This is a genomic window from Kitasatospora sp. NPDC087314, assembly GCF_044744365.1.
Taxonomy (GTDB): Bacteria; Actinomycetota; Actinomycetes; order Streptomycetales; family Streptomycetaceae; genus Kitasatospora.
The window spans coordinates 520,306-539,743 of sequence record NZ_JBIUYE010000004.1 but is presented as its reverse complement, the minus strand read 5'-3'; the positions used below and the strand labels follow the sequence as shown (position 1 = coordinate 539,743).

Genomic DNA, 19,438 nt, shown 5'->3' with positions numbered 1-19,438 from the left:
GGGTCCGAGCCGGGCGGCGGTCGGCTCCTAGAACCGGCCGATCAGCCGACCTGCGCGGCCGCCCCGCCCGCGTCGAGCCGGTCGGTGACCGAGACCACCCCGTCCACCGAACGGCACAGGTTGAGCACGATCGACACCAGGTGCGCCTCCGGCACCGTGCCGCTGAGCACCACCCGGCCCTGGTCGACCTCGACGCCGATCTCGGCCGGGCTCACGCCGTCGATCCGGCCGAGCACCTCCTCGACGATCTCCCGCCGGATCACCACGTCCTCGCGCAGGAACACCCGCAGCAGGTCCCCACGGCTCACCATGCCGATCACCCGCCGGCCCTCGTCCAGCACCGGCAGCCGCTTCAGCCCGTGCCGACTCATCAGCCGGGCCGCCGCGACGATGCTGGTGTCGGGGGTGGTGCAGACCGGCTGCGTGGTCATCAGGTCGGCCGCGGTGACGGCGCCGCCCGGGCCGGCCGGCGCCGACTCGGGGGCGGGCAGCAGGGCACCCGGGTCCTCCTGCGCGGCTAGCGTGCGCAGGAGGTCGGCCTCGGAGACGACGCCCAAGGGCCGTCCGTCGGCGTCCACCACCGGCACCCCGGTGATGTCGTACTCGGTCAGCAGGGCCACGATCTCCCGGAAGCCGGTCTCGGGCGCGACCCGAACCACGGGGCTGGTCATCACTGATTCGACGGTGGCATGCCGCACGCCGGTTCACCTCGTCCACGACGCTGGTCCGGCCGCGCGCGGATCGTCCCGGCCGGTACCGGCAGCATCGCGCCCGGCGGCCGTGATCGCCAGGGGCCAACGGGCTGAACGGCCGGGACCATGGGCCCTGCTCTCCGAACACGGACCCGACATCCGTCCCCCGGTCCGGCGCGGGCCAGGCCGTCACCGGGCCCGGTCGACCCGCCACCGGCCCGGTTGGCGCACCTGGCGCTGCCCGCCGACCGGCCCGCCCCTGACCACACGCTCGCCGTCGAGCGCCCGGCGCGGGCGGCCGTCCAGGTGGAGGCGGTCCCGGACGGCGGCGCCCGGATCAGCCCGCCGCACTGAACCGGCCGGACGACTCGCCCGCGTAGTCCGGCAGTTCGACGCTGGAGACCTGCTTGCCCAGCGCCAGCATCCGGTCCAGGACCCAGCGCCGGTTCAACAGGCCGTTGCGCACCCGCAGGCCGGTGGCGGTGCGCGGCGCCAGGAACGGGCCGGTGCGATCCCCGCCCTTCTGGCACCCCTGGGCGTAGCGGCGCAGCAGCCCCTCGTACCGGCCGAAGGCGGTGCGGTGGTCCCCGCAGGCCCGGGCCAGCTCGCCCGCCAGGACGTACGCGGCCACCACGGCGGTACCGGTGCCCATGCCGCCGATGGTGGCGCCGCAGGCCGCGTCGCCGAGCAGGGCGATCCGACCGCTGGACCAGGTGGGGACGTCGGCGCGGCTGATCGAGTCGAAGTACAGCTCGGGGGCGCCGCGCAGGCTCTCCAGCAGGCGGGGCACCTCCCAGCCGAGGCCCGCGAAGGCGTCCCGCACCAGCGCCTTCTGCTGCTCCACGTCATGGCGGTCGTAGCGCAGTTCGGGTGAGGCGAAGAGGCAGAAGGCGCCCGCCCGGGTCGGGTCGCGGTGGTCGGCGCCGACCGAGACGAGCCGCCCGGGGACGTTGAGGCCGACCGAACCGGGCGGCAGGCCGAGGCCGCCCGGCAGCTGCCACGTGGCCGCGTAGTAGCCGAGGTGGCGGACGTAGCGCTGCTCGGGGCCGAAGGCGAGCCGGCGGACGTTCGAGTGCAACCCGTCGGCGCCGATCACCAGGTCGAACTCGCGCGGCGCGCCGTGCCGGAAGGCGACCCGCACGCCGCCCGGGGCCTCCTCCAGGACGGTGATCGAGTCGCCGAAGACGTACTCGGCGCGGGAGAGGCTGTGCCGGTACAGCAGTTGGGCGAGCTCGCCGCGCGGGATCTCCAGCTCGCCGCCCGCGAACTCGGCGGGCAGGTGCAGGAGTCGGCGGCCGTCGGCGCCCAGGAAGGTCATCGGGCTGCCGCCGGTGTCGAGCGTGCGCAGTTCGTCGAGGACGCCCATCCGCTCCAGCACGGAGAGGTGGGTGCGGCCGCGGAAGTCGACGTTCTGCCCGCCGCCGCGCAGCGCGGGGGCGAGTTCGACGACGGTGACCTCGAAGCCGTACCGGCCCAGCCAGTGGGCCAGGGCGGGGCCGGCGATGCTCGCGCCCGAGATCAGGACCTTGGTGCTCATGGGACCACTCCGTCCGAGGGGATCGATAAACTGTGTCCAGCGGACACTGTTTGTTGCTGTGTACGGTAGACACAGTTGGGCCGGACAGGCAACCCCAGGACGGGAGCGGAATGTGAGCGAGGCGGCGAACGACACGGTGCGGCTACTCTGGGGCCCCGCGGCCAAGCCGACCCGGGGGCCGAAGCCGGCCCTCAGCCTGGAGCGGATCGCGGCGGCGGGCGTCGAGATCGCGGACGCCGAGGGCCTGGGCGCGGTCTCGATGCAGAAGGTCGCCGGGCTGCTCGACTTCACCAAGATGTCGCTCTACCGCTACGTGCCCGGCAAGGCCGAGCTGGTCGCGCTGATGGTCGAGGCCTCCGTCGGCGAACCCCCGCAGGACCGGGGCGCCCTCGACTGGCGGGATCAACTCACCGCCTGGGCCCACCAGTTGGCCGAATCCTTCGTCCGCCACCCGTGGCTGCTGGACGCCACCGTCGGCCCCCGGGTGCTCGGACCCAAGGAACTCTCCTGGCTGGAGCGGGTGGTGGCCGCCCTCGACGGCCACGGACTGACCGGCCCCGAGCGGATGGACGCCGCTGTCCTGCTCGCCGGGCACGTCCGCGGCATCGCCGAGCACTCCCGCGCCGCCGGGCCGGACGGCTCCCCCGAGGCCGAGCTCCTCACCGCCTTCGGCCTGATGGTGCACCGGCACGCCGACCGCTACCCCGCCCTGGCCGCCGCCATGGCCGACGAGGGCGGGCGCGACCAGGCGCTGGACTTCGGCCTGGAGCGGATCCTGGACGGCCTGGCCGCACTGATCGACCGCCGGACGGGCACCGCGTAGCCCGCCGGTCGGGCCTCTGAACTGCTTCTTCACCCGCCGACATGCCCGTTCGGCCGATCCGGGCGATCATGAGACGAACCGCGTCTTCGGCGATACGGCGCACCGGTGCCCTCCGGCCGCGCCCGGAAGGTGGACTGCGATGTTCCAGCTCCTGTGGATTCTGCTCATCGGCTTCGTGCTGGGCGTGCTCGCCAAGCTGATCCTGCGCGGACCGCAGTCGATCCCCTGGTGGCTGACCATGCTGCTCGGTGCCGCCGGGGCCTGGCTCGGCAACGCCGTCTCCGGGTGGATCGGCGTCCGCCACACCTCGGGCATCGACTGGATCCGTCACATCCTCCAACTCGGCTTCGCCGTCGCCCTGGTGGCCATCGTCGCACCGGCCTGGACCAAGTCCCACCCGAACCGCTGACCCGCGCCGCCGGCCGGTCGGCCTCCGGCCGGCGGGGCGGGTCCGGTCAACCGACGTGGACGGCCGGACGGCGACTGCGGTCGGGTTCGGCCTCGCGCAGCACCTCGCGGGTGACGGGGGCGATCTCGCCCTGGCCGAAGAGGAAGAACCTGAGGAACTGGGCGAAGGGGTTGCCCTCGGTCCACTCGAAGTAGATGTGCGGCTGGTGCCCGGTGAGGTCCCGTACCCGCAGCAGCAGGGCGGCGAGCGCGTTGGGCACGCTGGAGCTCTGCAGCGTCAGCACCCGGTAACGGTCGTGCAGCACCTCGCCGCGCACGGTCAGTGCGGCCTCAAAGTCGGACGGGTCGAGCACGGTGACCTCGACGAACACCAGGTCGTCCTCGGCCGGGATGTCGTTGTCGGTCCGGATCTGGCGGATCTTGTCACGGTACTCCGCGAGGTCCCGGCTGTTCGGCTCGTTGGCGATCAGCCGCAGCGGGCGGTACGTGTAGTCCCGGACGAACCGCTCCGCGACGTCGTCCAGCACCACGTCGGTGACGCGCAGTTCGAAGGCGCGCTTGAGCCGGGAGAGGAACGAGACCAGCATGATCCCGGCGATGAAGCAGGCGCCGATCTTGACGCCGTCCGGCCGCTCGGCGATGTTCACGGCCGTGGTGTAGAGGAAGACGGCGGCGATCACCGCGAAGCCGACCCTCCGACGGCGCTGCCCGGCCTTGTGGGCGGCGATGGTGACCGCGATGGCGGCCGAGCTGATCAGCACCAGCACACCCGTGGCGTACGCACCGCCCTGGGCGTCCACACTGGCGTCGAACAGCCAGGTGACCAGGAAGGCGATCAGGGTCAGCACGATCACGGTGGGGCGCACCGCGCGGGCCCAGTGCGGGGCCATGCCGTAGCGGGGCAGGTAGCGCGGCATCAGGTTGAGCAGTCCGGCCATGGCGGAGGCGCCGGCGAACCAGAGGATGGCGATCGTGGACAGGTCGTAGATGCTCCCGAAGGTGTTGCCGAGGTTCTCGTGGGCGAGGTAGGCGAGCGCCCTCCCGTTGGCCTGGCCACCCGCCTTGAAGGCGTCGGCGGGGATCAACAGGGTGGTGATAAGGCTGGTGGTGATCAGGAAGCAGCTCATGATTGCGGCCGCGGTGGTGAGCAGCTTGCGGGCGCCGCGGATCCGGCCGGTGGGCTTCGCCTCGGTGTCCTCCGGGTCGCCCTCGATGTGCGGCATCACGGCGACGCCGGTCTCGAAGCCGGACAGGCCGAGCGCGAGTTTCGGGAAGACGATCAGTGCGACGCCGATCATCGCGATCGCGTTGCCGTGCTCGGCCGTGAGCGCGTCGGTCCAGTCACCGACGACGTGCGGGGCCTTCGCCACGTGCCAGAGACCGTTGGCCACCACCACGACGTTCAGCGCGAGGTAGACCGCGACCAGGACGACGGCCAGGCCGATCGCCTCGCCGAAGCCCTTGAGGAAGACCCCGCCGAGCAGCGCGATCAGGATCAGCGTGATCAGCACCTGCCTGCCGGTCAGCACGCTGTGCAGATGCGGGTTCTCCACCAGGTGCGCGGTCGCGTCGGCGGCGGACAGCGTGATGGTGATCATGAAGTCGGTGGCCGCGAAGCCGAGCAGGGTCAGCACGAAGAGCTTGCCCTGCCAGAACGACAGCAGCCGCTCCAGCATGGCGATCGAGCCCTCGCCGTGCGGGCTCTCCTGGGCGACCCGCCGGTAGACCGGCAGCGCGCCGAACAGGGTGACCAGCACCAGCACGATGGTCGCGATCGGCGACAGCAGGCCCGCGGCCAGCGCCGCGATGCCCGGCTGGTAGCCGAGCGTGGAGAAGTAGTCGAGGCCGGTCAGGCACATGACCCGCCACCAGCGCTGGCCCTTCACGTGCGGCGCCTGCGCGTGCGGGCCGGGGTGCTGCTTGGCCATGTCCGACAGGCCTTCCAGCAGCCAGGCCCGGAACCTCGTGGCGCGGGTCGCGGGTGCCACCCCTGGATCGGCCGAACCCGACGAAGCCACGTGCACCCCTGTCCACGAGTCGGCCGGCCGCGCGCGGCTTCCGGGCCCCCAAGGCCGCCGGACGGCGGGCCTGGTCAGGCTAGGGGACCGGATCCGCGCAGCCGGGCAACCGTCCGTCCGGACACGCCAGGGTGCCCCGGACGGCCCTCAGCGGTGGCGGGCGACGCCCCGCCGTGCCGGCGGTCCGGCGCGGCGGGCCCCGCCGGGTCCCCGGAATGGGTGAGGATGTCCGCGCGAATTGACGCACGTGCCCATATCCGACAGAGACGGACACCAGGGAGGCCGCGGTGGCGGAACCGAGCCGACGGGGGATTCTGGGCCTGGGCCTGATGACGGCGGCCGTCACCTCCTGCGGCAACCGCGCCGCGGGCCCCGACCCCGCCCCGCACCCCTCCCCCGACGCCGGCGGTCCGACCGGCGCCCAGCACGTGGGCCCGCCGGCGGAGGGTTCCCTCCCCGGCGCGCCCGACTGGGAGATCACCAACCCCGGCCCCTCCGACGCGATCGAGGGCTTCGCCGACCGGGTCAGCGTGCTGCCCGGCGAGCCGTTCGGCCTGCACGTCTCCACCCCGGCCGCCGCCTTCACCGTCTCCGCGTACCGCCTCGGCTGGTACGACGGCGCCCGCGCCCGCCTGGTCTGGCGCCTCGACCACGTCCCGGGCGGCAGGCAGCCCGCACCGCACGTGGACCCCGTGACCCGCACCGTGCTGACCGGCTGGCAGCGCACCCTCGCCGTGGACACCGCCGGTTGGCCCGAGGGCGCCTACCTCCTGCGCCTGGACGCCGAGGACGGCTCCGGCCAGCGCTACGTCCCGCTCACCATCCGCTCCGCCGCCACGGCGGGCAGGACGGTGGTGATGAGCGCCCCCGCGACCTGGCAGGCGTACAACGAGTGGGGCGGGTACAGCCTGTACAACGGCCCCACCGGCGGGCTGGCCACCCGTTCGCTCCGGGTCGTCTTCGACCGGCCGTACGACTACGACCACGGCGCCGGGCTCTTCCTGGTGTACGAGGCGCCGCTGGTCGCGCTCGCCGAGCGGCTCGGGCTGCCGCTCGCCTACACCACCGGGATCGACGTGGCCCGCGAGCCCGGGTTGCTGCGCGGTGCGAGCGCCGTCCTGTCGCTCGGCCACGACGAGTACTGGTCCCCCGAGCAGCGCGCCCAGGTGGTCGCGGCCCGGGACGCCGGTACCAACCTGGCGATCCTGGGCGCCAACTGCTGCTTCCGCCGGGTCCGCTTCGAGCCCTCGGAGCTGGGACCGGACCGGACGGTGGTCTGCTACAAGGACGCCTGGGCGCAGGACCCGGGCCACCGGGCCGGCGCCCCGGCGACCACCGACTTCCGGGCCGTCCCGAACGCGGACCCGGAGAGCGCGATGCTCGGCGTGATCTACGACGGCTACCCGGTGGACGCCCCGTACGTGGTCGGCTCGCCCGAGCACTGGGCGTTCGAGGGCACCGGCGTCACCGTCGGGGCGTCCTTCCCGCACCTGGTCGGCGTCGAGTACGACCGGGTCGACACCGCCTTCCCCACCCCGCGCCCGATCGAGGTGATCGCGCACTCCCCCGTGGTCTGCGAGGGCCGCGCCTCGCACTCCGACACCGCGTACTACACCGTGCCGAGCGGCGCCGGGGTGTTCGCCACCGGGACGATGCGCTGGGTGGAGGCCCTGGACGCGAACGGGCCGGGCGGCGGCAGCGCCGACCACGGGATCGATGCCCGGGCCGGCGACCTGGTCCGCAAGGTCACCGAGAACGTGCTGCGCGCCTTCGCCGCCGGCCCGGCCGGCCGCACCCACCCGGCCCGGGACAACCTCGCGGCCGTCTACGGCGGGGCGTAGCGGGCCGGTCGGCCAGGGGTCCAGGTGGTCCTACCGCCCGGGCGGTTGCCCGGGTCGCAGCCTCCGGGTCGAACGCCCGGGGGGAGGGGCGCTCTGCCGCACCGATACACTCACACGGTCTCACTACACAGTAGGTCGTCTAGGACAACCGTCCGGCGTGGCACGGGTGCCGGCCGGACAGGGCACGAGGGAAACAGAACATGGTCGAGGCCTCCCCGAAGGTCGTTGTCGTCGTCCCCACGTACAACGAGCGGGAGAACCTTCCGGTCCTCGCGGGGCTGCTCGCAGACCTCCCGGTACCGAACCTGCACCTGCTCGTGGTCGACGACAACTCGCCGGACGGCACCGGCGAGATCGCGGACAAGCTCGCCGCGGACTCCGGCGGCACGGTCGGCGTGCTGCACCGCACCGAGAAGAACGGCCTCGGCCGCGCCTACCTGGCCGGCATGGCCCGGGCCCTGGACGAGGACGCCGACATCGTGGTCCAGATGGACGCCGACCTGTCGCACCCGGCCTCGGCGATACCCGCGATGGTGCAGGCCCTGACCGACGACGACACCGCCGTCGTGCTCGGCTCCCGCTACGTGCCCGGCGGGTCGACCGCCGCGGAGTGGCCGTGGCACCGCAAGGCCCTCTCCGCCTGGGCCAACCTCTACGTCAACACCATCCTCGGCCTGGGCGTCCGGGACGCCACCGCCGGTTTCAAGGCCTGGCGGGCGAGCACCCTGCGGGCCATCGACCTGCCGACCGTGCAGAGCAGCGGCTACTCGTTCCAGGTCGAGATGAACTACCGGGTCGTCAAGCGCGGCCTGACGATCCGCGAGGTGCCGATCCGCTTCGAGGAGCGGATCGAGGGCGCCTCGAAGATGAGCATCGGGGTGCAGGTCGAGTCCGCGCTGGCGCCCTGGAAGCTGCGGCTGAACCGCCACGACGCGTAGCGCGCGACGGGTGGCGGTTCCTCCGCCCGGAACCGGCATACGGGTGCCCGGAGGGCCGCCCGGCGGTGTGAACGGCGGCTGCGGGGAAAGAAGGGCGACATGGCCCTTCTCCCGGAGTCACTCACGGCCCTGATCCGCCGTGGCGCCCGAGAACCATTCGTCGTCCAGACCGTGCGGGCCACCGTGGCCGCCACCATCTCGTACGCGGCGGCCACCCGGCTCAGCAATGAGCCGGTCCCGCTGACTGCTCCGCTCACCGCGCTGCTGGTGGTGCAGGTCACCGTCTACTCGACGCTCAAGACCAGCATCCGCCGGGTCAACTCGGTGGTGGTCGGCGTGCTGATCGCGACCGGCTTCAGCGCCGTGGTGGGGCTCTCCTGGTGGAGCCTCGGGCTGATCATCCTGGCCTCGCTGGTCGTCGGCCGGTTCGTCCGGGTCGAGGAGTTCGTCCAGGAGGTCGCGATCAGCGCGATGCTGATCCTGGGCGTCTCCGGGCTCGCCTCGCAGGCCTGGGACCGGGTGCTGGAGACGCTGATCGGCGCCGCCGTCGGCCTGCTGTTCAACCTGGTGTTCGCGCCACCGGTCTGGGTGGACACCGCCGGGGAGTCGATCGAGGACCTCGCCCGGCGGGCCCGCCACCTGCTGCTGGACATCGCCGAGGAGTTGGACGGGCCGACCCCGGTCGCCCGGGTCGCCGAGCGGCTGCACGAGGCCCGCCGGCTCGACCAGGCCATCGTCGACGTGGACGCGGCGCTGCGCCAGGCGGAGGACAGCCTGCGGCTCAATCCGCGGATCAGCGAGGGGCTGCTGTCCCGGCTGGTGCTGCGCACCGGGCTGGACACCCTGGAGATCTGCGTGGTGGTGATCCGGGTGCTGGCCCGCTCGCTGACCGACCTCGCCAAGCGGCGCGGGCCCGGCGAGCGGCTGTTCCCGGCCGACGTCGCGGTGGGCCTGGAGGAACTGCTGGCGCACGTCGGCGGGGCCGTGGTCAGCTTCGCGGTGCTGGTGACCACCCAGGTGAGCCGCAACGCCGAGGAGGCGGAGCGGCGGCTGACCGCCGAGCTGGCCGCGGCCTGGACCTGCCGGGAGAACGTCGCCCAGGCTCTGCTCCAGCAGGTGCGGGAGCACCCGGAAGCGTGGCAGCTGCACGGTTCGATACTGGCCGAGGTGGACCGGATCCTGGACGAGCTGGACCTGGAGCACCGCAGCCGGCGCCTGATGGAGGAGCTGGACCGGGCCTCGGTGGCGAGCCGGGAGCGGTTCTCGCGGTTCGCCGGAGTGCGCCGGTTCGTCCGTGGCGAGCGGCGGCGCCGGGCCCGGCCGAGGCGGGGGCGCCCGGCGGCGGGGGCCGGGCGCTGACCGCATCGCATTGTCGGATCATCGGACGTCACGGCACCGGCGCCAGGACACCGGAGTCAAGGCACCGGCGTCAAGGCATCGACCAGGGCTCCTGCGGGAGCGGGTGGCCGGTCTCCAGGTAGGTCTTCAGGTTGGACAGCACCGCCGACCAGCCCCGCTCGGTGTCCGCCCGCTCGGCCTCGTCGGCGAGGTCGTCGTGCGTGACGGTGAGCCGGGTGAGTTCGCACCAGCCCTGGATCTCGAAGGTGACCCGGGACGGCCCGCCCGGGCGCCGCTCCTGTGTCCCGGCCCAGGTGGTGACCAGCCGGTGCGGGCGGTCGGCGGCCTCGACGACGCCGATCACGTCGGCGATCCCGGAGCCGTCGGCGCGCTGGTGCTCCCAGGGCGCGCCGGGCAGCCAGGTGGAGACGTTGCGGTGCCCCCAGTAGAGACCCGACTCGTCGGCGTTGGTGAGGGCGTGCCAGACCCGCGCGGGGGTGGCACGGAGGTAGAGCGTGCTGCGGACGGCGGACGCGGCCATGGCCTCAGCCCCTGGCCGCGTCGAGCAGCTGCCGGACGTCGATCTTCTGCATCCGCAGCATCGCGGCGGTCACCCGGTCGGCCTTGGCCCGGTCCGGGTCGGTGATCAGCTCGTTGAGCACGCGCGGCACGATCTGCCAGGAGAGGCCGTAGCGGTCCTTGAGCCAGCCGCACGGGCCCTCCTGGCCGCCGTCGGCGGTGAGCTTGGCCCAGAGTTCGTCGACCTCCTGCTGGTCGGCGCAGTCCACCTGGAGCGAGATCGCCTCGGAGAAGGTGAACTCGGGGCCGCCGTTGAGCGCCACGTACGGCTGGCCGACGAGCTCGAAGACCACCGTCATCACCGAGCCGGCGGAGCCGGGGCCGGCCTCGCCGTAGCGGTTGACCTGGGTGATACGGGAGTTGGGGAACAGTGAGGTGTAGAAGGCGGCGGCCTCTTCGGCCTGGTCGTCGAACCAGAGGAAGGTGCTGATTTTCTGCATGCGCCCGACGGTAGCCCCGGGCGCCGCCCGGGCCGCCGAGCCACGGCCGGGGGTCACCGGATCGGCGCCCCCGGGCCGCGGCCCGGTGCCGCTAGTGGACCCAGCCCGCGTAGCGCTGGGTGAAGCGGCGACCGGTGTGGGCGGTGACGACGACGTCGTAGCGGCCCTGCTTGTCCAGCGGCCAGGCCAGGTTGACCTGCTTGCCGGGGCGGACCCAGACGGTCTGCGCGGTGCCCGCGAAGTCGTTGGGGGCGGCCGTGTAGGCGAGGTCGGTCAGGCCGTCGTTGACGAGCTGGAGGGTCAGCCGGCTGCCGCGCAGGTCGGCGGTGACGATCGGTACGGCGACGTCGTTCTGGCCGTCCCGGCCGTCGCGCACCACGGTGCCGGCGAAGCGGCGCACGAAGCCGTCCGGACCGTGGACGGTGAAGTCGTAGCGGCCGTTGGTGGCGGCGGCGTCCCAGACGTACTGGGCGGTGGCGCCGGGGGCGACGGTGTACGGGGTGCCCGCGAACGGGAACGCGATGTTGGGGTAGACGGTGTACGGGAAGGCCACCGAACCGTCGTTGCTCAGGGTGCAGACGACCTTCCCGGTCTTGCGGTCCACGTCCACGTCGGCCCACGGCTGGTAGGGCAGCGGGCGGTGCGGGCGCTCGCCCCGCTCCTGGACGGGCATCGACTGGGCGCCGACGGCCGGGAGGACGACGCCGGGCAGTTTGGCGCCCGCGTCGGCCTTGGCCATCAGGGCGGTGGTGTCGGGCAGCGACGGGATCGACGTGTTCGGCGCGGCGAAGTCGAAGCAGCTGGTGAGGTCGCCGCAGACGGCCCGGCGCCAGGCCGAGATGTTGGGCTCGGCGACGCCGGTGACCTGCTCCATGAAGCGCAGCACCGAGGTGTGGTCGAAGACCTGGGAGTTGACCCAACCGCCGCGCGACCAGGGCGAGACGACCCAGAGTGGGACGCGGTTGCCGAGGCCGATGGCGCGGCCCTGGGTGAACTCCTCGGGGGTGCCGGGCTCGGGGGTGGGCGGGACCATGTGGTCGAAGTAGCCGTCGTTCTCGTCGTACATGACCAGGAAGACGGTGTGCTGCCACACCTCCGGGTTGGACATCAGTGACTGGAGCGCCTGGTTGACCCAGTGCGCCCCGTACGCCGGGCCGGCGTCCGGGTGCTCGGAGAACAGGTACGGGGCGACCAGCCAGGAGATGGTCGGCAGGGTGCCGTCCTTGCAGTGGCGGTCGAAGTCGGTCGGGTCGAACTTCGTCATCGCGTTGATGTAACGCGGGTCGGTGGGCGGGAAGTTGTGGAACTGCTTGAAGTAGGAGAGGGCGTTGTCGTCGTAGTCGCCGGTGCGGTCGTCCTTGCTGGGGTTGTGGTAGACCCGCCAGCTGACGCCGGCCTGCTCCAGGCGCTCGGCGTAGGTGGTCCAGTCCGCGACGGGGTTGTCGGTGACCGGGGTGTTGTCGATCCACGGCCCGGTGGTGCCGTCGCGGCCGGGGCCGGAGGTGCCGGTCCACAGGTAGAGGCGGTTGGGGTCGGTCGGCCCGGCGAGGGAGGTGAAGTAGGCGTCGCACAGGGTGAACGCGTCGGCCAGGGCGTACTGGTAGGGGATGTCGTCCCGGGTGAAGTAGCCCATGGTGCGCTCGCCCTTGGCGGCGATCCACTTGTTCATCGCACCGTTGTTGATCGCCTGGTGGCCGGTCGCCCAGTCGTGGGCCAGACCCCCGGCGTTCTGCGCGTTGTACTTCGAGGTGTCCATTCGGTACGGCAGCATGGCGCCGCCGTCGCTGCGACGGCTGTCCGGCTGGCGGAACACGTCGGCGCCGTCCGGGAACCGGAGCGCCTGCTTGTCGCCGAAGCCGCGGACACCGCTGAGCGTACCGAAGTAGTGGTCGAAACTGCGGTTCTCCTGCATCAGCACGACGACGTGCTTGACGTCCTTGATGGTGCCGGTGAGCCGGCCGGGGGCGGCGTCGGCGGAGGCGGCCTCGACGGGGCCTGCGGCCAGGCCGGTCAGGGCGGTGGCGCCGACGGCCGCGGTGGCGCCGACGAAGGTGCGGCGGGAGAGCTCGGGCATCGTGAACTGGCCTCTCAGAGCTGGAAGGTGGCGACGGCGGCGGCGGTGTCGGAGGGCCACTCGTTGGCGGCGTCGTTCGGCTCGGGCTGCGGCCAGTCGGCGACCAGGGTGTGCGCCTCGACCAGCTTCAGCGGGCCGGCGTACTGGACGTAGTCGATGCGATCCTGCGGCTCGGGCTTGGTGCCGCGCTGCCGGCGGGTGGGCGACCAGGTGGCGCCCGGGAACTTGACCGGGTCGCGGTTCTCCTCGCGGAAGCTGTCGGTCAGCCCGGCGCCCTGAAGAGCGAGGCTGACCGGCCAGTTCAGCGCCCCGACACCGCCGTGCGCGGTGGCGGTGGCGGCCGTCCAGTCCAGGTGGGACGGCGAGGAGAGGGCGCCGGCGAGCACCACCGGGGTGTGCCGGGCGATGTCCGCGCGCACCGCGGCGGCCAGCGCCTTGGCCTGCTTCAGCCGGAGCGAAGCGGTCTCGGCGGCCTCCGTCTGGGCGGCGGTCCGACCGTCCTGGAGCGCGTACGGGCCGTAGTCCGCCTCGTCGAGGTGCGCGGCCCAGAAGCGGACGGTGCGGCCACCGGCCAGCTGCAGGGTGACCCCGGCGGCGGGCAGGTCGGCGGTCACCGGGGTGACGTCGACTAGCGGGTGGCGGCTCAGGATGCCGACGCTGCCGGGGCTCTGGTAGGCGTACCAGCCCAGGGCGTCGGCGAGGGTCTTCGCCCGCTCGCCGGCGGTCTCCTGCAGGGCGAGCACGTCCAGGCCCTGGGTGAGGACGACGCGCAGTTGCTTCTCCAACGCGTCGGTGTAGCCGGCGCCCGCGTCGTGCAGGTTCCAGCTGGCGGCCTTGAGGCGCGGCGGCGCGGCCGGATCGACGACGGGGACGAGGACGGTGACGGTGTCGGTGGCGCCCGCGCTGTCCTTGACGCCGACGACGGCCACCTCGGGGGTCTTGGCCGCCGGGGGTGCGGTGCCGGTGAGCGTCCCGTCGGCGGCGACGGTCAGCCAGGACGGCCCGCTGACCTTGCGGAAGGCGGCCGTCCCGGCCGGGTTGCCGGCCGGGCGGGACCAGAGGCCGCCGAGCTTGACGGACACCGCCGCGCCGGGGGCGACGGGCGTGGTGGTGACGGCGTCCACGGCGCTGTGCGGACGGACGACCGCGGGCTTGGCGCGGAAGCTGAACGGGGCGCTCTGGGCGAGGATGCCGTAGCCGTCCTTGGCGAGCAGGTAAGCGGTGTACGGGCCGCCGGTCAGCGCCGAGGTGTCGAGCTGGAGGTCGCCGGAGGCGGCGGGGGTGTACTTCCAGAGGAGGGAGGAGCCGGTGCCGGGACGGCGGTCGCCGTCGTAGATGCCGACCCAGTTCTTGGCGTCGGGGGCGTCGGTGCTCCAGTGGAAGGTGAGCCGGTCGCCTTCGGTGGGGTTGGCGGAGGAGGTGAGGGTCAGGGCGCTGCCTGCGGCCACGGTTTTCCTGTCCGCCGCCCGGGGCCCGGTCCGCCGGGGGTCGGCGCCGGGTCCGCGCGCGGCTGGTCACGGAGGCTGGGGAGGGTTGACGCCGCAGTTGGCTGTACAACTGCGGGCGGCCCTCATTCATCCGAAGGTCAGCGACCGGAACATGAACGACGCATGACGGAACATCGGGCGGTTCGGGAACTCCGTGACCGGCGGCGGGGAATCCCCCTCCCGGAACGCCGGAAAGGGCCGCGGCGGAGATCCGCTGCGGCCCTGGTGCTGCTCTGCTGCCCTGCTGCCCTGCTGCCCGACGGTCAGGCCAGGGCGAGGAACAGCTTCTCCAGCTCGGCCTCGCTCATCGGCGCGGCGTCCTCGTCGGCGGCGGCCATGCACTGGCGCATGCCGCTGGCCACGATCTTGAACCCGGCCCGGTCGAGGGCGCGCGAGACGGCGGCGAGCTGGGTGACCACGTCCTTGCAGTCACGCCCCGCCTCGATCATCGCGATCACCCCGGCCAACTGACCCTGGGCGCGGCGCAGCCGGTTCAGGACCGCGCCGACCGACTCCTCGTCCACCTGCATGTCCGGGCCGCCTTTCGCGTCGACTGTCGAGTGACAACTGTACCCGGTGGGGTATCCATTCCAGGGCGGGGCGATGCTCGCCTCGGGGCAGGCGCGCAGGCAGGCAGGAGCGCAGGCCTGCGGGCAGGCGGACAGGAGGGGCTCAACGGCGGGCGAGGCGGCGCTCACCGCCGGCGCCGGTCTCGTACGGCAGCCCGTAGTGCGCGAACACGGCGGGTTCGTCCTCAGCGGGCAGGACATCGTCGGTGCCGATCGCGGGGGCCTGCTTGACCTGGCTCTTCGGGAAGGCCACCCGAACGTAGCCCGGTCCGACCACCGCCCCGTCGAGCGGGACGAACACCAGGCGACGCCTGCCCGCCAGGCCGACCGTGACGGTGGCGACGAACGGCTGGTCGGTGGCCGTCTCCACGTAGACGGACTCCAGCGAGCCGATGCGATGGCTCTTCTCGTCGACCACCGGATGGCCGCGCCACTCGCGGATGTCTGCCATAGCGATCACCACGGCATCGACCTCCCGTCTCCCGTCCGGCATCTGCCTCCGCCGTCAACGTCTTCCGGCACCGGTTCACCGCCGGGACCTCCCATCCTCCGCCGGTACGCGCGGGGGCGCACGACGAACGGCGGGACGGACGGCGGGACGGACCGCAAGAGGTTGACCGGGCGGCGGTCGACCGGCCGAAAAGGGACATACAGGGGTGACCCGACCAACCGGCACGCGGGCCGTGACCTGCGCTTTACGCTGTCGCCCGAGGGAGTCACAAGCAGATCATCCGATCGTCAGCAGATGGGGGCGGCAACCGTGGGACACACGAGCATGTGGGAGCCCGGCGAGCCCGGGATCCCCGCCGACCTGAGGCCCGACATCCCGCACCCGGCCCGGATGTACGACTACTACCTCGGCGGGAAGGACAACTTCCCCGCCGACCGTGCCGCCGCCGAGAAGGCGCTCGCCGCCAACCCCGAGTTTCGCTCCACCGCGCGGGCCAATCGAGGCTTCCTCACCCGCGCGGTACGCTGCGTCGCCGATCTCGGCATCGACCAGTTCCTCGACATCGGCACCGGCATCCCCACCGCCGGCAACACCCACGAGATCGCCCGGGCCGCCAGCCCGGGCACCCGGGTCGTCTACGTCGACAACGACCCGATCGTGCTCAGCCACGCGCGCGCCCTGATGTCCGGCGCCGGCCCTGGGCGGACCGCCGTCCTCCAGGCCGACCTCCGCGAACCGTCCGCCGTGCTCGCCGTCGTCGAGGTAGAGGGGCTGCTCGACCTCTCCCGACCGGTCGGCCTCGTCCTCGCTGCCGTCCTGCACTTCCTGCGCGACGAGGACAAGCCGCACCAGGCGGTCGGCACCCTGCTGGACGCGCTCCCCTCCGGCAGTCACCTGGTCCTCTCGCACGGCACCGCCGACTTCATCCCCGCCGAGATCCGCGACCGCGTCACCGGCATCTACGACAAGGCCGCCGCACCCCTCGTCGGCCGCACCCGCGACGAGGTCCGCACCTTCTTCGACGGCCTCGACATCCTCGACCCCGGCGTCACCACCGTTCCGCTCTGGCGCCCCGACACCACCCCCGCCCCCGGCGCCGACCGCGTCAGCATGTACGGCGCGGTCGGCCGCAAGCCCTGACGCCTCCGGCAAGGAATATACCGACCGGTCTACTGATTTTCTGGTCGACCAGGCAATGGCCCCTGGGCGCCGATCGGCGATTCCTCCGGCGCGGACGGTGTCGCCGGTGCGATGGCGGCCGGGGCTGCGCCCGGCGGGGTCTGCGCTGGTGAAAGTGGCTTGCCGGGCGTGACGCCGGATGGGTAGCGTCGCCGACCATGACCCCGACTCTGCACACCCGGCGCCTGCTCCTCGCCCCCTACGTCCCCGCGGACGAAGAGGACTTCGTGGCCCTGTTCCAGGATGTGAGGGTGTCGCAGTGGATGGGTGACGGCCCTGCTTCCGAGGAGGCGGACCGGGCCCTGTTCGGGCGGATCTTCACGAAGGTCTACGCCCAGGACCTGTTAGATGTCTGGGCTGTTCGCAGGGACGGTGTGATGATCGGGCATGCCGAGATCAAGCCGACCGATACGGTCGCGGGCCACGAGATCGTCTACGCGCTCACCCCGGCGGCGTGGGGATCGGGCCTGGGGACGGAGTTGGCCCAGGCCCTCGTGGCCTACGGCTTCGACGCTCTCGCGTTGACCGAGGTGCACGCCACCGTAGCGGCATCGAACAACGCCTCGCTGACCTTGCTGGACAGGATCGGCTTCGAGCACGTCCGGGACATCAGCGAGGACGACGGCACCACCACGCGCGTACTGACCCGCCGCCTGGCCGCCACGGCCGGGTCCCCGCACGCCCGGCAGGGGTGAGCGGATCCCGGCCCGGCGGGAGGCTCGACGGATTGATCGAGGAGAAGCGCCGCCACCCTGCCGACGACCTGCTGAGCGCCCTGATTCGGACCACCGACGAGGATGCGGACCGGCTGACGCACACCGAGCTGCGTGCCACCACGTTCCTGCTGCTGGTGGCGGGCCACGCGACAACCACCAACCTGATCGCCAACGGTGTCCTCACCTTGCTCCACCATCCGGAGCAACTGCCCGCGCTGCGTGCCGACTGGACACTTCTGCCGGGCGCGGTCGAGGAGATTCTGCGCTATGCGGGCCCGCAGGTCTTCTCCACCCGCAGGTTCACCACCACACCCTGGCGGGTCGGCGAAACGGATGTCGTGATCCCGGGCGGTGGCGAGACCGTCATGGTCGCTCTGTCCGCGGCCGACCGAGACCCCGCCCGGTTCCCCCGCCCCGACACCTTCGACATCCGCCGACCCTCGCCCTCCCACATGGCCTTCGGCCACGGTATCCACTACTGCCTGGGTGCGCCGCTCGCCCGGCTGCAGGCCGCGACCGCTCTGAACTCCCTCTTCACCCGTTTCCCAGCTCTCGCTCTCGCCCCCGGTGCGGACCGGACGTGGCGCCGCAGTCTCATCACCCGCGGCCTCACACGGCTTCCGGTCCGCGTAGCGGGGTAGCTCGCCACCGTTCTTTGGGGGGGTTAATACCACCGACCGGGGCCACCACGCGCGGTTACTGTCGTCGGGACGGCCCCGGACAGGGGCGGTCAGCACGGGCCATCGCGCGGCAGACGCGCAGGACATGGGGGGACGAACATGGGCAGGTACCGCCGCTACGCAGGGGCACTCGTGGTCGCCGGGCTCGCCGCCGGGGTGCTCAGCGCCTGCAACCCGGTCGGGACCAGGTTCAGTGACGACGCGACCGTCTCGGACAAGATCACCGCCATCAAGCTGGACACCTCCGCCGGGGACGTCACCGTCCACGGGAAGGCCGGCGCCACCCAGGCCGCCGTCCACCGCGACATCGAGTACCGCAGCGGCAAGCCCGGCGCGACCACCCGGGTGGACGGCGGCGTGCTGGTGCTGAGCGGCTGCGGGCGCAACTGCTCGGTGGACTACACCGTCGAGCTGCCGCCGGGGCTGCCGATCAGCGGCGGGACGTCCTCGGGAGGGGTCAAGCTCTCGCAGGTCGGCGAGGTCTCGGTGCACACCAGTTCCGGCGACATCACGCTCGACGACGTGGCCGGGCCGGTCGACGTGCGCACCGACAACGGCGAGATCAAGGGCACCTCGCTCAAGGGCGACCGGGTCAGCGCCAAGACCGACAACGGCGGGATCAAGCTCACCCCCGGCAAGGCCCAGGACATCACGGCAAAGACCTCGAACGGCGAGATCAACGTGACCGTGCCGACCTCCTCCTACCACGTCACCGCCTCGACCGACCTGGGCGAGAAGCACATCGGCGTCCAGAGCGACCCGAACGGGAAGTACCGGCTGGACCTCGGGACGAACATCGGCGAGATCACCGTCAAGACGGGCTGACCCGGTCCGCCGGCAGGAGGCCCCGACGCGTTCGTCCCACGGCCCGCCGACCGGGGTCCGCGCTTCCCCGGCCCCGCCGGGGTGTGGCGGGGCCGGGGGCGGTCAGAGCCCGACCTGGATCTCGGCGCGGTGACGGATGTACTCGTCCGGGTGCGAGCGCGCGATGGCCACCGCGGCCTCCACCAGGTCGTGCAGTTGCGGCGGGTAGGCGCGCGGCACGAGGGGCAGCCCGGGGAGGATGCAGCGCCGGACGTCCAGGTCCTCGTTGGCGACGAACTCGCGCAGCGCGGCCTCGTACCAGGCGTCCCGGACGACCGACCCCTCGTCGGCGGCGGCCGTGTTGCGGCCGTCCCCGACCGACAGGGACGTCCAGTACCAGGCCCGGGCGGCGCCGGCCCGTTCCGCGTCGGTGCCGGTGTGCAGGTAGCCGAGCAGGGTCAGCCGCACCCGGCGCTGACCGAAGGCGAGCAGGGCGGGCTCGACGAAGCGCCGGTTGAAGCTCGGGTTGGGGTCGTAGACCGCCGCCTCCAGCAGTGCCTCGAAGTACTCCTCGGGCAGTTCGGTGCGCCCGGAGAGCGCCTTGTGGACCTCCCACCGGGCCGCACTCGGAAAGTCCGGCCCGTGCGCGGCGTCGACCCCGAGCAGGCGGAGCAAACGTGTCAACCGCAGGTCGAACGCCTGCGATCCGTTGGCCGTGCGCCCGGGCAACGGCTGGAGAATCCGCACCTCGCCTGCCGTGTCCTTCGTTTCCACGAACACCCCTCCTCATTCTGAGTCATCGGCAGACTACTCGCTGATACACCAGTTCGGAGGTCGTTTTCGGGCAGGCTGGAATTCAGATCC

General features: G+C 72.6%; 20 protein-coding genes. 10 read left to right on the top strand and 10 right to left on the bottom strand.

The window, feature by feature from the left end:
- Positions 1 to 41: 41 nt before the first annotated feature.
- A complete protein-coding gene (locus tag ACIO5E_RS11700; protein ID WP_400666183.1) occupies positions 42 to 671 on the bottom strand; it encodes a CBS domain-containing protein in 630 nt (209 codons plus the stop codon).
- Positions 672 to 914: 243 nt separating this feature from the next.
- On the opposite strand from ACIO5E_RS11700, the gene ACIO5E_RS11695 reads away from it, so the two are divergent.
- The gene (locus tag ACIO5E_RS11695) at positions 915 to 1,046 is read left to right on the top strand and encodes a hypothetical protein (RefSeq protein ID WP_400666181.1); all 132 of its coding nucleotides are present in this window, start codon (positions 915 to 917) and stop codon (positions 1,044 to 1,046) included.
- On the opposite strand, the gene ACIO5E_RS11690 is transcribed toward ACIO5E_RS11695, so the two are convergent.
- Positions 1,030 to 2,229, bottom strand: coding sequence for an FAD-dependent monooxygenase (locus ACIO5E_RS11690; RefSeq protein ID WP_400666179.1), 1,200 nt, complete (start codon positions 2,227 to 2,229; stop codon positions 1,030 to 1,032). The two genes, ACIO5E_RS11695 and ACIO5E_RS11690, sit on opposite strands and share 17 nt — an antisense overlap.
- A gap of 112 nt (positions 2,230 to 2,341) precedes the next feature.
- Between ACIO5E_RS11690 and ACIO5E_RS11685 the strand changes: the two genes are divergently transcribed.
- Both ACIO5E_RS11685 and ACIO5E_RS11680 read left to right on the top strand, forming a co-directional pair.
- Positions 2,342 to 3,052 carry a TetR/AcrR family transcriptional regulator gene (locus ACIO5E_RS11685; RefSeq protein WP_400666177.1) on the top strand — a complete coding sequence of 237 codons (711 nt, stop codon included), beginning with the start codon at positions 2,342 to 2,344 and terminating at the stop codon, positions 3,050 to 3,052.
- A gap of 139 nt (positions 3,053 to 3,191) precedes the next feature.
- Positions 3,192 to 3,461 carry a GlsB/YeaQ/YmgE family stress response membrane protein gene (locus ACIO5E_RS11680; RefSeq protein ID WP_400666175.1) on the top strand — a complete coding sequence of 90 codons (270 nt, stop codon included), beginning with the start codon at positions 3,192 to 3,194 and terminating at the stop codon, positions 3,459 to 3,461.
- Between the two features lie 46 nt (positions 3,462 to 3,507).
- Here ACIO5E_RS11680 and ACIO5E_RS11675 read toward each other — a convergent pair whose 3' ends face one another.
- The gene (locus ACIO5E_RS11675) at positions 3,508 to 5,388 is read right to left on the bottom strand and encodes an amino acid transporter (RefSeq protein ID WP_400666276.1); all 1,881 of its coding nucleotides are present in this window, start codon (positions 5,386 to 5,388) and stop codon (positions 3,508 to 3,510) included.
- A 419-nt stretch (positions 5,389 to 5,807) separates the two neighbouring features.
- On the opposite strand from ACIO5E_RS11675, the gene ACIO5E_RS11670 reads away from it, so the two are divergent.
- The 3 genes from ACIO5E_RS11670 (at position 5,808) to ACIO5E_RS11660 (ending at position 9,616) form a co-directional block, all read left to right on the top strand.
- Complete coding sequence (locus ACIO5E_RS11670) at positions 5,808 to 7,319, top strand: N,N-dimethylformamidase beta subunit family domain-containing protein (RefSeq protein ID WP_400666274.1); 1,512 nt, start codon at positions 5,808 to 5,810, stop codon at positions 7,317 to 7,319.
- Between the two features lie 200 nt (positions 7,320 to 7,519).
- Positions 7,520 to 8,257, top strand: coding sequence for a polyprenol monophosphomannose synthase (locus ACIO5E_RS11665; RefSeq protein ID WP_400666172.1), 738 nt, complete (start codon positions 7,520 to 7,522; stop codon positions 8,255 to 8,257).
- Positions 8,258 to 8,356: 99 nt separating this feature from the next.
- Positions 8,357 to 9,616 carry an aromatic acid exporter family protein gene (locus tag ACIO5E_RS11660; RefSeq protein ID WP_400666170.1) on the top strand — a complete coding sequence of 420 codons (1,260 nt, stop codon included), beginning with the start codon at positions 8,357 to 8,359 and terminating at the stop codon, positions 9,614 to 9,616.
- Positions 9,617 to 9,686: 70 nt separating this feature from the next.
- Here ACIO5E_RS11660 and ACIO5E_RS11655 read toward each other — a convergent pair whose 3' ends face one another.
- The 6 genes from ACIO5E_RS11655 to ACIO5E_RS11630 all read right to left on the bottom strand — a co-directional run bounded on the left by ACIO5E_RS11655 (position 9,687) and on the right by ACIO5E_RS11630 (position 15,204).
- Positions 9,687 to 10,136 (bottom strand): SRPBCC domain-containing protein, encoded by a 450-nt coding sequence (locus tag ACIO5E_RS11655; protein WP_400666167.1) that lies wholly within the window; start codon positions 10,134 to 10,136, stop codon positions 9,687 to 9,689.
- A 4-nt stretch (positions 10,137 to 10,140) separates the two neighbouring features.
- Entirely contained in the window at positions 10,141 to 10,614 is a 474-nt protein-coding gene (locus ACIO5E_RS11650) for a VOC family protein (RefSeq protein WP_400666164.1), read from the bottom strand.
- A 91-nt stretch (positions 10,615 to 10,705) separates the two neighbouring features.
- Positions 10,706 to 12,688 carry a phosphocholine-specific phospholipase C gene (locus tag ACIO5E_RS11645; protein WP_400666161.1) on the bottom strand — a complete coding sequence of 661 codons (1,983 nt, stop codon included), beginning with the start codon at positions 12,686 to 12,688 and terminating at the stop codon, positions 10,706 to 10,708.
- A gap of 14 nt (positions 12,689 to 12,702) precedes the next feature.
- Positions 12,703 to 14,136 carry an endonuclease/exonuclease/phosphatase family protein gene (locus tag ACIO5E_RS11640; protein WP_400666159.1) on the bottom strand — a complete coding sequence of 478 codons (1,434 nt, stop codon included), beginning with the start codon at positions 14,134 to 14,136 and terminating at the stop codon, positions 12,703 to 12,705.
- 302 nt (positions 14,137 to 14,438) lie between these two features.
- Positions 14,439 to 14,705, bottom strand: coding sequence for a metal-sensitive transcriptional regulator (locus ACIO5E_RS11635; protein WP_280680590.1), 267 nt, complete (start codon positions 14,703 to 14,705; stop codon positions 14,439 to 14,441).
- A gap of 142 nt (positions 14,706 to 14,847) precedes the next feature.
- Entirely contained in the window at positions 14,848 to 15,204 is a 357-nt protein-coding gene (locus tag ACIO5E_RS11630; RefSeq protein ID WP_400666272.1) for a PRC-barrel domain-containing protein, read from the bottom strand.
- Positions 15,205 to 15,519: 315 nt separating this feature from the next.
- On the opposite strand from ACIO5E_RS11630, the gene ACIO5E_RS11625 reads away from it, so the two are divergent.
- The 4 genes from ACIO5E_RS11625 to ACIO5E_RS11610 all read left to right on the top strand — a co-directional run bounded on the left by ACIO5E_RS11625 (position 15,520) and on the right by ACIO5E_RS11610 (position 18,595).
- A complete protein-coding gene (locus tag ACIO5E_RS11625; protein ID WP_400666270.1) occupies positions 15,520 to 16,335 on the top strand; it encodes an SAM-dependent methyltransferase in 816 nt (271 codons plus the stop codon).
- Between the two features lie 197 nt (positions 16,336 to 16,532).
- Entirely contained in the window at positions 16,533 to 17,069 is a 537-nt protein-coding gene (locus tag ACIO5E_RS11620) for a GNAT family N-acetyltransferase (RefSeq protein ID WP_400666156.1), read from the top strand.
- 32 nt (positions 17,070 to 17,101) lie between these two features.
- Positions 17,102 to 17,731, top strand: coding sequence for a cytochrome P450 (locus ACIO5E_RS11615; protein WP_400666154.1), 630 nt, complete (start codon positions 17,102 to 17,104; stop codon positions 17,729 to 17,731).
- A 138-nt stretch (positions 17,732 to 17,869) separates the two neighbouring features.
- The gene (locus ACIO5E_RS11610) at positions 17,870 to 18,595 is read left to right on the top strand and encodes a DUF4097 family beta strand repeat-containing protein (RefSeq protein WP_400666152.1); all 726 of its coding nucleotides are present in this window, start codon (positions 17,870 to 17,872) and stop codon (positions 18,593 to 18,595) included.
- Between the two features lie 102 nt (positions 18,596 to 18,697).
- On the opposite strand, the gene ACIO5E_RS11605 is transcribed toward ACIO5E_RS11610, so the two are convergent.
- Entirely contained in the window at positions 18,698 to 19,348 is a 651-nt protein-coding gene (locus ACIO5E_RS11605; RefSeq protein WP_400666150.1) for a hypothetical protein, read from the bottom strand.
- Positions 19,349 to 19,438: the final 90 nt, after the last annotated feature.

What these genes read in the sequence shown, in the direction of transcription:
- ACIO5E_RS11665 (WP_400666172.1), top strand. Translation starts at nt 7,520, where the DNA reads ATGGTCGAGGCCTCCCCGAAGGTCGTTGTCGTCGTCCCCACGTACAAC.
- ACIO5E_RS11620 (WP_400666156.1), top strand. Translation starts at nt 16,533, where the DNA reads ATGACCCCGACTCTGCACACCCGGCGCCTGCTCCTCGCCCCCTACGTC.
- ACIO5E_RS11655 (WP_400666167.1), bottom strand. Translation starts at nt 10,136, where the DNA reads ATGGCCGCGTCCGCCGTCCGCAGCACGCTCTACCTCCGTGCCACCCCC.
- ACIO5E_RS11635 (WP_280680590.1), bottom strand. Translation starts at nt 14,705, where the DNA reads ATGCAGGTGGACGAGGAGTCGGTCGGCGCGGTCCTGAACCGGCTGCGC.
- ACIO5E_RS11700 (WP_400666183.1), bottom strand. Translation starts at nt 671, where the DNA reads ATGACCAGCCCCGTGGTTCGGGTCGCGCCCGAGACCGGCTTCCGGGAG.
- ACIO5E_RS11645 (WP_400666161.1), bottom strand. Translation starts at nt 12,688, where the DNA reads ATGCCCGAGCTCTCCCGCCGCACCTTCGTCGGCGCCACCGCGGCCGTC.
- ACIO5E_RS11690 (WP_400666179.1), bottom strand. Translation starts at nt 2,229, where the DNA reads ATGAGCACCAAGGTCCTGATCTCGGGCGCGAGCATCGCCGGCCCCGCC.
- ACIO5E_RS11675 (WP_400666276.1), bottom strand. Translation starts at nt 5,388, where the DNA reads ATGGCCAAGCAGCACCCCGGCCCGCACGCGCAGGCGCCGCACGTGAAG.
- ACIO5E_RS11670 (WP_400666274.1), top strand. Translation starts at nt 5,808, where the DNA reads ATGACGGCGGCCGTCACCTCCTGCGGCAACCGCGCCGCGGGCCCCGAC.
- ACIO5E_RS11610 (WP_400666152.1), top strand. Translation starts at nt 17,870, where the DNA reads ATGGGCAGGTACCGCCGCTACGCAGGGGCACTCGTGGTCGCCGGGCTC.
- ACIO5E_RS11660 (WP_400666170.1), top strand. Translation starts at nt 8,357, where the DNA reads ATGGCCCTTCTCCCGGAGTCACTCACGGCCCTGATCCGCCGTGGCGCC.
- ACIO5E_RS11650 (WP_400666164.1), bottom strand. Translation starts at nt 10,614, where the DNA reads ATGCAGAAAATCAGCACCTTCCTCTGGTTCGACGACCAGGCCGAAGAG.
- ACIO5E_RS11625 (WP_400666270.1), top strand. Translation starts at nt 15,520, where the DNA reads ATGTGGGAGCCCGGCGAGCCCGGGATCCCCGCCGACCTGAGGCCCGAC.
- ACIO5E_RS11680 (WP_400666175.1), top strand. Translation starts at nt 3,192, where the DNA reads ATGTTCCAGCTCCTGTGGATTCTGCTCATCGGCTTCGTGCTGGGCGTG.